This is a genomic window from Pseudomonas sp. FW305-E2, assembly GCF_058782925.1.
Genome location: NZ_JBYSYE010000033.1, coordinates 1 through 13,491, shown reverse-complemented (window position 1 = coordinate 13,491; position 13,491 = coordinate 1). Strand labels below are relative to the sequence as shown.

Annotated in this window: 13 protein-coding genes; 4 read left to right on the top strand and 9 right to left on the bottom strand. The window is 61.4% G+C overall.

The window, feature by feature from the left end; all coding sequences use genetic code 11:
* Positions 1–37: 37 nt before the first annotated feature.
* The 4 genes from AC3WLP_RS20590 to gpmI form a co-directional block, all read right to left on the bottom strand.
* Complete coding sequence (locus tag AC3WLP_RS20590; protein WP_003249191.1) at positions 38–805, bottom strand: divergent polysaccharide deacetylase family protein; 768 nt, start codon at positions 803–805, stop codon at positions 38–40.
* Between the two features lie 8 nt (positions 806–813).
* A complete protein-coding gene (locus AC3WLP_RS20585; RefSeq protein ID WP_004576741.1) occupies positions 814–2,130 on the bottom strand; it encodes a S41 family peptidase in 1,317 nt (438 codons plus the stop codon).
* Between the two features lie 234 nt (positions 2,131–2,364).
* Positions 2,365–3,681 carry a murein hydrolase activator EnvC family protein gene (locus tag AC3WLP_RS20580; protein ID WP_012053937.1) on the bottom strand — a complete coding sequence of 439 codons (1,317 nt, stop codon included), beginning with the start codon at positions 3,679–3,681 and terminating at the stop codon, positions 2,365–2,367.
* Positions 3,682–3,821: 140 nt separating this feature from the next.
* The gene (gene gpmI, locus AC3WLP_RS20575) at positions 3,822–5,357 is read right to left on the bottom strand and encodes a 2,3-bisphosphoglycerate-independent phosphoglycerate mutase (RefSeq protein ID WP_088512565.1); all 1,536 of its coding nucleotides are present in this window, start codon (positions 5,355–5,357) and stop codon (positions 3,822–3,824) included.
* Positions 5,358–5,564: 207 nt separating this feature from the next.
* Here gpmI and AC3WLP_RS20570 point away from each other — a divergent pair, with 207 nt between their 5' ends.
* From AC3WLP_RS20570 to secB, 3 genes are read left to right on the top strand one after another with little or no spacing between them, the layout of a single operon-like run.
* Entirely contained in the window at positions 5,565–5,978 is a 414-nt protein-coding gene (locus tag AC3WLP_RS20570; RefSeq protein WP_012053935.1) for a rhodanese-like domain-containing protein, read from the top strand.
* 1 nt (position 5,979) lies between these two features.
* Positions 5,980–6,234, top strand: coding sequence for a glutaredoxin 3 (gene grxC / locus AC3WLP_RS20565; protein WP_003249204.1), 255 nt, complete (start codon positions 5,980–5,982; stop codon positions 6,232–6,234).
* 39 nt (positions 6,235–6,273) lie between these two features.
* Positions 6,274–6,759 (top strand): protein-export chaperone SecB, encoded by a 486-nt coding sequence (secB, locus tag AC3WLP_RS20560; protein WP_003249206.1) that lies wholly within the window; start codon positions 6,274–6,276, stop codon positions 6,757–6,759.
* Between the two features lie 152 nt (positions 6,760–6,911).
* Here secB and trmL read toward each other — a convergent pair whose 3' ends face one another.
* A complete protein-coding gene (trmL, locus tag AC3WLP_RS20555) occupies positions 6,912–7,373 on the bottom strand; it encodes a tRNA (uridine(34)/cytosine(34)/5-carboxymethylaminomethyluridine(34)-2'-O)-methyltransferase TrmL (RefSeq protein ID WP_003249209.1) in 462 nt (153 codons plus the stop codon).
* Here trmL and AC3WLP_RS20550 point away from each other — a divergent pair.
* Positions 7,372–7,809 carry a hypothetical protein gene (locus tag AC3WLP_RS20550; RefSeq protein ID WP_003249211.1) on the top strand — a complete coding sequence of 146 codons (438 nt, stop codon included), beginning with the start codon at positions 7,372–7,374 and terminating at the stop codon, positions 7,807–7,809. The genes trmL and AC3WLP_RS20550 overlap by 2 nt on opposite strands.
* A gap of 459 nt (positions 7,810–8,268) precedes the next feature.
* Here AC3WLP_RS20550 and ntrC read toward each other — a convergent pair whose 3' ends face one another.
* From ntrC to glnA, 4 genes are all read right to left on the bottom strand, one after another.
* Positions 8,269–9,705, bottom strand: a complete 1,437-nt coding sequence (ntrC, locus tag AC3WLP_RS20545; protein WP_003249213.1) for a nitrogen regulation protein NR(I) — start codon at positions 9,703–9,705, stop codon at positions 8,269–8,271.
* A complete protein-coding gene (glnL, locus tag AC3WLP_RS20540) occupies positions 9,702–10,787 on the bottom strand; it encodes a nitrogen regulation protein NR(II) (RefSeq protein WP_003249215.1) in 1,086 nt (361 codons plus the stop codon). Before glnL ends, ntrC begins: the two co-directional genes overlap by 4 nt.
* Positions 10,788–11,054: 267 nt before the next feature.
* Complete coding sequence (gene aroQ / locus AC3WLP_RS20535; RefSeq protein WP_012053934.1) at positions 11,055–11,597, bottom strand: gamma subclass chorismate mutase AroQ; 543 nt, start codon at positions 11,595–11,597, stop codon at positions 11,055–11,057.
* Positions 11,598–11,745: 148 nt separating this feature from the next.
* The gene (gene glnA, locus AC3WLP_RS20530) at positions 11,746–13,152 is read right to left on the bottom strand and encodes a type I glutamate--ammonia ligase (RefSeq protein WP_003249219.1); all 1,407 of its coding nucleotides are present in this window, start codon (positions 13,150–13,152) and stop codon (positions 11,746–11,748) included.
* Positions 13,153–13,491 lie beyond the last annotated feature (339 nt).

Genomic DNA, 13,491 nt, shown 5'->3' with positions numbered 1-13,491 from the left:
ATTCGCCCGGGTGGCCCAGCGCCGCGATCAGCGAATGTTAGCGGTTGCTGTAACGGCCATGTTTGCCGTGTGCAGGCATGGCCTGGTTGCCACGTGTGGCGATCATCTGTTGCAGCGTGACCAGTTCGATCCCCAATTGCTTGAGCCGTGGAATTTGACTTTCCAGTACCGCTAGTGTCTGCGGGTAGGGGTGGCCGATCAATACGGCCGAGCCTTGCTTGCGGGCCAGTGCAATACCCTGTTGCAGCTGAGCGTCGATGGCTTCCGGCGTGCGCACGTCATCCAGAAATACATCCCGTGACACATGCGCGACATCGTGTGCTTGAGCCTCGGCTGCGGCGACCGTGGCGGCACTGGTGCGGCTGTCGACAAAGAACAGATGGCGCCGCTGCAGCTCGCCCATCAACCACGCCATGGGTTCACGCTGTGCGGTCATGCGGCTGCCCATGTGGTTGTTGATGCCGGCGGCGTAGGGCACCTTGACCAATGCTGCGTCCAGGCGCCGCGCCAGTTCTTCGATGGCGATGCCCGGGTGCCAGGCATAGGGCCCGGTGGCCGGGTCCATGGGCATGTGCAGGATCACCGTCTTGCCGGCCTTGTGCGCCTGGCGGGCAAAGTCGGTGGCATGCGGGGTGTCGGGCATGATCGCCATGGTCACCGGCCCGGGCAGGGCCAGGGTACGGCTGTCACGCTCGGGGCTCTGGCCCAGGTCGTCGATGATGATGCTCATGTAGGCCTTGTTGGCCGGCGCCGCTTGCGCGATTCCGGCCATCAGGCAAAACAACAGACACAGCAGATAACGCATAGGGTGGATCAGTCGCCCTTGGTGATGTTCAGGCCCTTGAGCAGGCTCAGTGCCTGGCTCAGCTGGAAGTCGTCATCCTGCGGGCGCTCCTTGCGCTTGCTGCTGCCGGTCGGGCGGTCGGCGCCGCCGTTGCCGTTGCCCAGGTGGCCCTGCAGGTCGGCTTCCTTGAAGTTTTCAGTGTCGGCTTCGGCGGTGAGCTTGGCCGGGCGCACCTCGATGTCCGGGACAATGCCCTGAGCCTGGATCGAGCGGCCGTTGGGGGTGTAGTACAGCGCAGTGGTGAGCTTCAGGGCGCGGTCGTTGGCCAGTGGCAGCACGGTCTGCACCGAGCCTTTGCCGAAACTGTCGGTGCCCATCAGCACGGCGCGCTTCTGGTCCTGCAGGGCGCCGGCGACAATTTCCGATGCCGATGCACTGCCACCGTTGATCAGTACCACCAGCGGCACGCCTGCGCTGGCATCGGCCGGGTCGGCCGAGAAACGCAGCTCGGAGTTGGCGATGCGGCCCTTGGTGTAGACGATCAGACCTTTGGTCAGGAAGTGGTCGGCCACTTCCACTGCCGACTGCAACACGCCGCCTGGGTTGTTGCGCAGGTCCAGCACCACCCCGCGCAGCTTCTTGCCGTTGTCCTTGCGCAGCTTGGCCAGGGCCTTGCCCACTTCGTCACCGGTCTTGACCTGGAACTGGGTGATACGGATGTAGCCGTAATCGTTCTCCAGCAGCTGGCTCTTCACGCTCTTGACCTGAATGACTGCACGGGTCAGGTTCACGTCGAACGGGTTGCCGCCGTCGCGTACCAAGGTCAGGGTGATTTTCTCGCCGACCTTGCCGCGCATCTTGTCGACCGCCTCGGTCATGGTCTGGCCGCGGGTCGGGGCGCCGTTGATCTTGACGATCAAGTCACCAGCCTGCACGCCGGCCCGCGAGGCTGGGGTGTCGTCGATTGGCGAAACCACCTTGATGAAGCCGTCTTCCTGGCCTACTTCAATACCCAGCCCGCCGAACTCGCCGCTGGTGCTTTCCTGCAGCTCCTGGAAGTCCTCGGGGCCAAGGTAGGCCGAATGCGGGTCAAGGTTGCTGAGCATGCCCTTGATGGCGTTTTCCAGCAGGGTCTTGTCGTCTACGGGTTCGACGTAGGCGGCCTTGATGCGGTCCAGGACCTCGGCGAAGGTGCGCAGTTCTTCCAGCGGCAGTGGCGCCTTGGCGGTCACCTCGGTGGCTGGCACTGCGGCGGCCTTGGCCGGCTCTGCGGCGGTGGCCAGGGGCGCGCCGACCGCCAGGGCGATGGACAGGGCCAGCTGGGTGAGACGAGGCGAGTGCAGCATGTCGAACGAACTCCTGATCCTGTAAGCGCTCCCTGGGGAGCATCGGCGCAGCACTCAGGCTGCGCCGTAGAAATGTGACTAGGCTTTGTACGAAAAGCCTTGATACTTGTTCATGCTGCGTTGAAAACAGCCTCGGAATGCTCATGTACTCCAGTACAGTCGGGCGCGACCCCGGCCGTTCCTCGGCTGTTTTCGCCTTGCCTGACCTGCGTCTCAAGACTTTTCGTACAGAGCCTAGCCCCGGCACCACTGCGAAGGGTCGGCAGGCCGGCCTTGCTGGCGGATAGCGAAATACAAGCCTGCCGCGTCCTGGCCACCGCTGTCGCCAACGGTGGAAATGGCTTCACCGGCCTTGACGATATCACCGGCATTCTTGAGCAGGCTCTGGTTGTGGCCGTACAGGCTCAGGTAACCGTTGCCATGGTCGAGAATGACCAGAAGCCCGGCGCCGCGCAACCAGTCCGCGAATACCACACGCCCGCCGTGCACGGCACGTACCTGGGTGCCTGGGTTGGCGCTAATCATAACCCCGTCCCACTTGGCACGAGCGTCGCTACCGCGGGCATCACCGAAGCGTGCCAGCAATCGACCATTGACTGGCCATGGAAGTTTGCCCCGCGCAGCAGAAAATGCGCCGCCGTAGTTCGCGCCATCGCTGGAAACCATCGGCCCGAGGGTGGTGCGGGCCTTTTTCGGCGGTTCCACTGGCTCTGCGGGCTCACGGGCCCGGTCGCGGGCAGCGGCGGCGGCCAGCGCTTCCTGCTGGCGGCGTTTTTCTGCTTCCTGCTGTGCCAGCAGGGCCTTCTTGCGTGCCTCTTCAGCTTCACGCGCCTGGCGGGCGAGGGTTTCCTCGATGGTCTTCAGGACTTTGGCCAGGTCGGCCTGGTCCTGTTCGCGCGCTTGCAGCTTCTGATCGCGGTCTTTTACATCGCTGTTGAGCTTTGCCAGTACCTGCTGGCGCTTGGCGCGCTCGGTTTCCAGGGCCTGGCGGCGGCTGTCGAGGTCGGTGCGTTGGGCCAGCAGTTGTTGTTGCTGGCTGGAAATTTCCTGTTCGACGTTGGCCAGTTGGCGCAAGGTCTCGTTGAAGGTGCGCAATTGCTCCAGGCGCGCCTTGCTCAGGTAGTCGTAATAGGTGAGGGTGCGGGCGAATTTCTCGGGGTTCTGCTGGTTGAGCAGCAGCTTGAGGTATTCCTCGCGACCGTTGTTCTGGTAAGCCGAACGGGCCTGAATGGCGATCAGTCGTTGTTGTTCAACGCGGGCGCTCTGGAGTTTTTTTTTCTCGGTATCAAGGCGCTCCAGCTCGCCTTCAGTCTTTTTTAGTTCTTGCTGCAGGGCCTCCACCTGCTTTTCGAGGTTGCCGATGTCGGTTTCGGTGGCTTTGAGGTCTTTTTGCACACCTGCCTTTTCTTCCTGGAGCTTGCTCAGCGTTTTCTTGAGCTCGGCAATGTCCTGGCGGGTGGCATCCAGTTGCTGCTGGGTCTGCGCACGCTCATCGGCGAAGGCCGGGCTGAGCAGGCAAGACAGGGCTAGGAGGATCAGGGCGCGAAGCATGGGGTTTGGCGTACCAAGGATGGAGACTGGCCTAGTATGCCCGCCTGGGCAGGCAAAAAAAACGCCTCGCTGCGGATGCAGGGGGGCGTTTGTCTGGAATTCATGTGCAATTGGGGCTGCAACGCAGCCCCTTTCGACATTCAGGCGTCGTCCAGAATCGAGGTACCGGTCATTTCCACCGGCTTTTCCAGCCCAAGCAGCTTCAGCATGGTCGGCGCCACGTCTGCCAGCACGCCGCCTTCACGCACTTTCACGTTGCGCTTGCCCACATAGATGAACGGTACCGGCTCGGTCGTGTGCGCGGTGTGCGCCTGGCCGGTGCACTCGTCTTCCATCTGCTCGACGTTGCCGTGGTCAGCGGTGATCAGGGCCTCGCCGCCGACCTTGTCCAGTGCATCGACAATGCGCCCTACACAGGTATCCAGTGCTTCGACGGCCTTGACCGCCGCCTCGAACACGCCGGTGTGGCCGACCATGTCGCCGTTGGCGTAGTTGACCACGATGACGTCGAAGCGCTGCTGTTCGATAGCTTCGACGATGCGATCGGTCACCTCTGGTGCGCTCATTTCCGGTTGCAGGTCATAGGTGGCGACCTTCGGCGACGGGATCAGGATGCGTTCTTCGCCTTCGAACGGCTCTTCACGGCCACCCGAGAAGAAGAAGGTGACGTGGGCGTATTTCTCGGTTTCGGCGATGCGCAGCTGGGTCTTGCCGTTTTTCGCCAGGTATTCGCCCAGCACGTTGTTCAGGCTGGACGGGGCAAAGGCTGCCGGTGCCGGGATCTTCGCCGAATACTGGGTCAGGCCGATGTACGCCGCCATCTTCGGCAGGCGCGCACGGGCGAATTCCGTAAAGTCTGGCTCTACGAATGCACGCGACAGTTCGCGAGCGCGGTCGGCGCGGAAGTTCATGAAAATCACGGCATCGCCATCTTCGACCTTGACGGCTTCGCCAATGCGCGTGGCCTTGACGAACTCGTCGCTTTCGTCGCGGGCGTAAGCCGCTTCAAGGCCTGCCAGGGCCGTGTCAGCGGTGTACTCGGCAGTGCTGTCGACGATGAGGTTGTAGGCGGCGCTGACGCGGTCCCAGCGATTGTCGCGGTCCATGGCGTAGTAGCGGCCGATCAGGCTGGCAATGCGGCCCTTGCCCAGTTTGGCGAAGGTGGCGTCGAGCAGTTCGATGGACGACTGCGCGCTGCGTGGCGGGGTGTCCCGGCCATCGAGGAAGGCGTGCAGGTAGATCTTTTCAGCGCCACGCTGGGCGGCCAGTTTGGCCATGGCCACCAAGTGGTCCTGGTGGCTGTGTACGCCACCATCGGACAGCAGGCCGAGGATGTGCACGGCTTTGCCAGCACCGACTGCCTTGTCCACAGCACCGGTCAGTACCGGGTTTTCGAAGAACTCGCCGTCGCGGATGGCCTTGGTCACCCGCGTGAAGTCCTGATACACGACGCGACCTGCGCCGAGGTTCATATGACCGACTTCCGAGTTGCCCATTTGCCCGTCCGGCAGGCCGACATCCATGCCCGAGCCGGAAATGAGGCCGTGCGGCTGGGTGGCGCACAGGCGGTCATAGACCGGTTTATTGGCGGCAAAGATGGCGTTGTGTTCGGGGATATCGCTATGGCCGAAGCCATCCAGGATAATCAGGACCAGGGGTTTGGGCGTGCTCGTCATCAATCAAACTCACGGTTGTTCAAAGATGATAAAGACACGCATTTTAGGGCAAATACGCCACCTGCGGCTAAAATTCGTCCCATTCCACCGACCGGCGCACCTGTGGTAGCAACATGAAGGTGGTTTTGTGGCCGGCCCGTCGGGCTTTGGTGGCACCAAGGGGCTGTGTATACTGGCCGGCATTTTCAATCGCCTGGAACACCGCTGATGGTTGCTCACCTGATTCAATTCGCGACAGATCACTACATCCTGGTTGCGATCTTCCTCATTCTGCTGGTCCTGCTGCTCGTCAATGAAATCCGTCGTGGTGGCCAGAGCCTGACTAATGGCCAACTGACAGCCCTGGTCAATGCCGAGAAGGCCCTGGTGATCGATATTCGCCCGGCCAAGGAATACTCCGCCGGTCACATCGTCGGCGCGGTGAACATCCCGCAGGACAAGCTGGCCAACCGCATGACCGAGCTGGGCAAGCATAAAGAAAAGACCTTGATCGTCGTCGACGCGATGGGCCAGCAGTCCGGCACCATTTGCCGCGAGCTGCTCAAAGCTGGTTACAACGCCGCCAAACTGAGCGGTGGCGTTTCCAGCTGGAAAGCCGATAACCTGCCCCTGGTGAAGTGATATGAAGCCTGTCATCGTCTATTCCAGCGACTACTGCCCCTACTGCATGCGTGCCAAGTACCTGCTCGAGAGCAAGGGCGTGGCCTTCGAGGAAATCAAGGTCGACGGCAAACCGCAGGTTCGCGCCGAGATGAGTCAGAAAGCCGGCCGTACGTCGGTGCCGCAGATCTGGATCGGCAGTACCCATGTCGGTGGATGCGATGACCTCTATGCCCTGGAGCGCGCGGGCAAGCTCGACGCGTTGCTGGCGGCCTGATTTGCACTGCATTCAAAAACATTAGGATAAGGATCTGACATGACTGACCAACAGACCAACGGCGCTGCTGCAGAAGACAACAGCCCTCAGTTCTCCCTGCAGCGCATCTATGTGCGCGACCTGTCGTTCGAGGCCCCGAAAAGCCCGCAGATCTTCCGTCAGACCTGGGAACCGAGCGTTGCCCTGGACCTGAACACCAAGCAGAAATCCCTGGAAGGTGACTTCCACGAGGTCGTGCTGACCCTGTCGGTTACCGTCAAGAACGGTGATGAAGTGGCCTTCATTGCTGAAGTGCAGCAGGCCGGTATCTTCCTGATCGCCAACCTCGATGCGCCTTCGATGAGCCACACCCTGGGTGCGTTCTGCCCGAACATCCTGTTCCCTTATGCCCGTGAGGCCCTGGACAGCCTGGTGACCCGCGGTTCGTTCCCGGCGCTGATGCTGTCGCCGGTCAACTTCGACGCCCTGTACGCGCAAGAAATGCAGCGTATGCAGGAAGCGGGTGAAGCGCCTACTGTGCAGTAATTACTGCCGGTATCAAGAAAGCGCCTCTCGGGGCGCTTTTTTGTTGCCGGCGCGGGCCTCTTCGCGGGTAAACCCGCTACAGGGGATTGCGCCGTTCTCTCGGCCTGCGTAGGAGCGGGTTTACCCGCGAAGAGGCCCGCACAGGCAACACATCAGCTCCCGGCAAACCCGTTCTGCCGCCACGCCTCATACACCGTCACCGCCACGGTATTGGACAGGTTCAGGCTACGGCACCCTGGCCGCATCGGTAGGCGCAGGCGATGCTCGGCCGGCAGGCTATCCAGCACCTCGGCCGGCAACCCGCGGCTCTCTGGCCCGAACAAGAAGGCGTCGCCCGGCTGGAAGGCCACTTCGTGGAACGGGTGCGAGCCCTTGGTGGTAAAGGCGAACAACCGTGGGTTGCCAAGGCTTTCCAGGCATCCGGCCAAGCTCTCGTGGCGCTTGAGCGTGGCATACTCGTGGTAGTCCAGCCCTGCGCGGCGCAGGCGCTTGTCATCCAGTTCGAAACTGATGGGTTCGATCAGGTGCAGGGCACAGCCGCTGTTGGCGCATAGACGAATGATGTTGCCGGTATTCGGCGGAATTTCTGGTTGAAAAAGGATGACGTGAAACATGCACGGCTCCAAACGTGAAGATGACGGGCATTCTACCCCTGAACCGGACGTGCGTTCGAAGGCCTTCCCACGGGTGATGCTGTCGTTGGCGATCGTTGGCTTGATGGTAGGGCTGATGATCGGTCGCCTGACTACGCCGGACGAGCGTGAGCTGCAGCAGGTGCAAGCGACGCAGGATGGCCTGGAGCTGTGGTTCAACGAAGAGCCCAAGCTGCATGGCGAGAACGTGGAAGGGACGGTGGCGTTGCTGTTTCAGGCCCAGGGCAAGGCTCAGCAAGGGCAGCTCAGCCTGCAGGGCAAGCCGGTGAGCTGGCGGGTACAGCACAGCAAGGAAGGTTTGTTGTTGACGGTGGTGGCCGCGCGCCCCCTGCACGGCGAATGGGCCGGTGCAGAGGACGCTGGGCGCTGGCGGGTGCAAGTGAAACTGCACGAATAAAAGAGGGGATATCCCGGCCTGCCTGTACCAGGGTCCCCAAAAGGGGTGCTGCGTATAAAGGGGGGATGTCCCGGCCTGCCTGTACCGAGGTCCCCAAAAGCGGCGGTGCTGCAAATAAAAGAGGGGTTCACCCGGCCTGCCTGTACCAGGGCCCCCGAAACTGGAGATGTATTGCTTATTGCAGGGGGCGTGCCAGTTTTGCAAAAGCCGTGAATACTGGGCTTAGCGGGTGATTTGGCCGGATTTTGAGGGGATTTGTGCCTTCGAGAGGTGCAGCCGGCACAGGAACGGTGCATTCAGAAGGCTGAAATGACTGGGGCCGCTTTGCGCCCCATCGCGACACAAGGCCGCTCCCACAGGATCGCATCAGCCAGGGGGCAGAGGTGATCCTGTGGGAGCGGCCTTGTGTCGCGATGGGCTGCAAAGCAGCCCCAGCAATCTAAAAAGCTAATTCAGAGCTCAGTGGTCATCACCTTCCTCATCATCCCCCCCGGCCACATTCATCCCCAGCTCCTTGATCTTGCGCGTCAGGGTATTGCGCCCCCAACCCAGCAACAGCGCGGCATCGCGACGGCGGCCGGCGGTGTGCTTGAGTGCCGTTTCGATCATGATCCGTTCAAAGCTCGGCACTGCACTGTCCAGCAGGCTGGTCTGCCCGCGCGCCAATGCCTGGTCGGCCCACTGGCGCAGGGCCTGCTCCCAGTTGGTTACCGGCGCGGCGTCTTGTGGCAGGTTCAGCAGTTCGGGTGGCAGGTCGCCGATCAGCACTTCGCGGCTGGAGGCCATCACGGTGATCCAGCGGCAGGTGTTCTCCATCTGCCGCACATTGCCCGGCCATGGCAGGTTGCGGATGAACTCTTCAGTCTCCGGCTTGAGGATCTTCGGCTCGACTGCCAGCTCCTGGGCCGCCCGGGCAAGGAAGTGGCGGGCGAGGGCGGGGATATCCTCGCGGCGGTCGGCCAGGCGCGGAATATGGATACGGATCACGTTCAGGCGGTGGAACAAGTCCTCACGGAACTTACCGGCCTGCACCAGTGACTCCAGGTTCTGGTGGGTGGCGGCGATGATGCGCACGTCGACCTTGACCGGCACATGGCCGCCCACGCGGTAGAACTCGCCATCGGCCAGCACACGCAGCAGGCGGGTCTGGGTGTCGGCAGGCATGTCCCCGATTTCGTCGAGGAACAGCGTGCCACCATCGGCCTGCTCGAAACGGCCGCGACGCAAGTTGGCAGCACCTGTGAAGGCGCCTTTCTCATGGCCGAACAGCTCCGACTCCATCAAGTCCTTGGGGATGGCGGCCATGTTCAGGGCAATGAACGGCGATGCTGCGCGTGGGCTGTGCCGGTGCAGGGCGTGGGCCACCAGTTCTTTGCCGGTGCCGGACTCGCCATTGATCAGCACGGTGATGTTGGAGTGGCTGAGGCGGCCGATGGCGCGGAACACCTCCTGCATCGCCGGGGCTTCACCAATGATTTCCGGGGTGCGCGCCAGGTTCTGTGGCACATCCAGGCCTTGCTGCTCCTGGGCGTGCTGGTTGGCGCGCTTGACCAGCGATACCGCTTCGTCGACGTCGAATGGCTTGGGCAGGTACTCGAAGGCACCGCCTTGGTACGAGGCCACGGCGCTGTCCAGGTCGGAGTGGGCGGTCATGATGATGACCGGCAGGCGCGGGTGTTGCTCGCGGATCTGCGCCAGCAGGTCGAGGCCGCTGGTGCCAGGCATGCGAATGTCGGAAATGATCACGTCGGGTTGCTGGCGTGCCAGGCGTCCCATGACACCGTCTGCGCTGTCGAAGCTCTGGGTGGTCATGCCTTCCTGTTGCAGGGCTTTTTCCAGGACCCAGCGGATGGAGCGATCATCGTCGACGATCCATACGGTTTCACTTCGGCTCATGAGGCGGTGGCTCCTTGTTCCAGAGGCAGGTAAATCGAGAAGGCGGTATGGCCAGCGTGGCTTTCACACTCGATCAGGCCCTGGTGCTGGCTGATGATGTTCTGGGTAATGGCCAGGCCCAGCCCGGTACCGTCCGGGCGGCCACTGACCATGGGATAGAAGAGGGTGTCCTGCAGTTCCGGCGGGATGCCCGGGCCGTTGTCGATGATTTCTACCCGCGCTACCAGGCGGTGACGCACGTGACCGATGGTGAACTGGCGCAGGGCACGGCTGCGCAAGGTGATGCGACCCAGGCGCAGCTCATTCTGTGAGCTGATCGCCTGCATGGCGTTGCGCACGATGTTGAGTACGGCCTGAATCATCTGTTCTCGGTCGATCAGCACGTCCGGCAGGCTTGGGTCGTAATCGCGCACCAAAGTGATGCACCCTTGGCTTTCGGCATCGACCAGGCTGCACACCCGCTCCAGCACTTCGTGAATATTGGTCATGGCCAGCGACGGCAGCTTGTTGGAGCCCAGCATGCGGTCGACCAGGTTACGCAAGCGGTCGGCCTCTTCGATGATCACATTGGTGTAGTCGCGCAGCCCTTCCTCGGGCAGTTCGCGGGCCAGTAGCTGGGCCGCTCCGCGGATGCCGCCAAGGGGGTTCTTGATTTCGTGGGCCAGGCCGCGCACCAGCATCTTGGTGGTTTCCTGCTTGCTCAGTTGGGCCTCTTCCTTGGTGATGCGCAGCAGACGGTCCCGCGGGTGCACCTCGAGCAACAGCAGGGTCTGGCCTTGATGCAGTATCGGCGTTACCGCGTAGTCGACGGTGATGGTCTGCCCGGTCAGCGATGTAAGCTGCGCTTCACGCTTGGTGAACGGGTGCGCCTGCTCGACCGCCTGGCGCAGCGAACTGAGCGCCTCGGTCGATTCGGTGAACAGCTCGCTGATGAATTGCCCATGGCTGCGCTGGCCACTGACGGCCAGCAGCATTTCTGCGGCCGGGTTCATGTACTCCAGGCGCAGCTCGGCGTTGAGCAGCAACGTGGCGGTGGTCAGGTTGTCCAGAAGCAGACGGTGCTGTGCATCGCTGATGGTCATAAGGCGTCGTTGACCTCGTTTGGCGCTTGCCTGGCACTTGGGGCCAGAACCGGGCGTGCTGTGGATCCGCTGATGCGAGACTCTCTTCCTGCAAAAAATGCAAGAAACAAACCAAGGCTCCGAAAAGAAGCGGAAATAGCTGAGAAAGGCCTGGATTTGCGCTTAATCGGATCAAAATGTGCTGAGCGGGCGCTCCGCACGACCTGTTTTGGGGTGCATGGCGGAGCGTTTGGTGTTGTTATGCACCAATATAGAGCATTGACGCATCTAGTGTTTCGGGCACAGCTGTGCGGTCGCCCGGACCAGGACAAGGTGGCGTATCGGGTCATTGGTGCGGGCGTGCAGGGCGTTGGCGAGTTTACGCGCGCAGTCCTTTGGAGGGTGCCGGTCAAAGCGCCCCAACTCGAACAGAAGCGTTGCCTGAAGCTTGTCCAGACGAGGTCGCAGTTGGTCGACCAAATCAAGGACGGCTGCTGATGGCCTCTGCTCTAGCGTGACCCAGCGATCGAGCAAGGTGTATTGCATCAGCTTGTTGGCCTCGATCTGGTCGCTGAAGAAAGCTGCGGCGCGTTCAGGGCTGAGGTCATGGTCGGCAGCCTGCTGGCGCACCAGGGCAAGGACTTCGCGCTCGCGCTCGGGCGCTGCTACGGCAAGGTTGTGTTCCCACTTGTGCAGTGCAACCGAGCTGGCCAGGTCCAGTCGGTACTCGATGTTGGATAGGAGTGGGTTGAATTCAGGCTGGGAGGCTTCAGGAGCGATACAGCCGATCAAGGCAAACGGCAAGCAAAGTGACGTGATGGCCAGGCGCATGGTGTTCTCCATACAGAGGGAGAATGGATTGTGCGCAGTTGACCAACTGCTGCTTGTAGGGGCGTTCTGATTCGCATGTATGAAAACAAAAACGGCCTCCCGAGGGAGGCCGTTGTGATCATGTCATCGGCGCGAGGCGCCAATCAGATCAGCAGCTGTAGTACAGCTCGTATTCCAGCGGGTGTACGAAGGTACGGACCTTGATTTCTTCTTCGCTCTTCAGCTCGATGAAGGCATCGATGAAGTCATCGGAGAACACGCCGCCCTTGGTCAGGAACGCACGGCCTTTATCCAGCTCTTCCAGAGCTTCTTTCAGGCTGCCGCACACTTGCGGGATGTTCTTGGCTTCTTCTGGCGGCAGGTCGTACAGGTTCTTGTCGGCCGCGTCGCCTGGGTGGATCTTGTTCTGGATGCCGTCCAGGCCAGCCATCAGCAGGGCCGCGAAGGCCAGGTACGGGTTGGCCGATGGGTCCGGGAAGCGTGCTTCGATACGGCGGGCTTTCGGGCTGCCAACGTAAGGAATACGGATCGAGGCGGAACGGTTGCGAGCCGAGTAGGCCAGCATTACCGGGGCTTCGAAGCCTGGGACCAGACGCTTGTACGAGTTGGTCGACGGGTTGGTGAAGCCGTTCAGGGCCTTACCGTGCTTGATGATACCGCCAATGAAGTACAGGGCGGTGTCGGACAGGCCGGCATAGCCTTCACCCGAGAAGGTGTTCTTGCCGTCTTTCCAGATCGACATGTGCACGTGCATGCCCGAGCCGTTGTCGCCGTAAAGTGGCTTCGGCATGAAGGTGGCGGTACGGCCGTAAGCGTCGGCAACGTTGTGCACGACGTATTTCAGCGCTTGTACTTCGTCAGCCTTCTTCACCAGGGTGTTGAACTTGACGCCGATTTCGTTCTGGCCGGCAGTCGCCACTTCGTGGTGGTGAACTTCAACGGTCTGGCCCATTTCTTCCAGAGCGTTGCACATGGCAGTACGGATTTCGTGGTCGTGGTCGAACGGCGGAACCGGGAAGTAGCCGCCTTTCACGCCCGGGCGGTGGCCTTTGTTGCCGCCTTCCACGTCAGCGCCGGTCATCCACGAGCCCTGCTCGGAGAAGATCTTGAACATCGAACCGGAGATGTCCGAGTGGAACTTCACTTCGTCGAAGATGAAGAACTCAGGCTCTGGGCCGGCGAATACGGTGTCACCGATGCCGGTGCTCTTCAGGTACTCTTCAGCGCGCTTGGCGATGGCGCGTGGGTCGCGATCGTAGCCCTGCATGCTCGACGGGTCGACGATGTCGCAGGTGATGATCAGGGTTGGTTCTTCGGTGAACGGGTCCAGAACGGCGGTTTCGTCGACCGGCATCAGGATCATGTCGGAAGCTTCGATGCCTTTCCAGCCAGCGATGGAGGAACCGTCGAACATCTTGCCGACTTCGAAGAAGTCTTCGTCCAGCGCATCACGCGACGGCATGGTCACGTGGTGCTGAATGCCTTTGGTGTCCGTGAAACGCAGATCAATCCACTTGACGTCATGATCTTTGATGAGTTGAACCGACTTCGACATGTTGTCCTCCGGATGGTCTAGAGCGCGGTGGGCCGCTGCCCTGGAAAAAGGGTGTTGCCGGGCGCGGATAGTCGGCCAAGCTTACCTGCCTCACAAGGGAGCAAATTGCATGCCAGTGCCCGAAAATGGCGAGGGTGGGATAAAAGGGGGCGTTTGCGGGCATTTGGCGTTGGGTTAGCGGGTAAAAGTGCACCCTTACGATGCGTTTTTTGATCATCTCGCACCAATAGGGTGCGTGGCGTGAGTGGTGTGCTAGCTTCTAGGGCCTCTTCGCGGGTAAACCCGCTCCTACAACGGCCTGTGTCCAACGCCGGTGTGTGTGTCCACCGCAGATCAGTG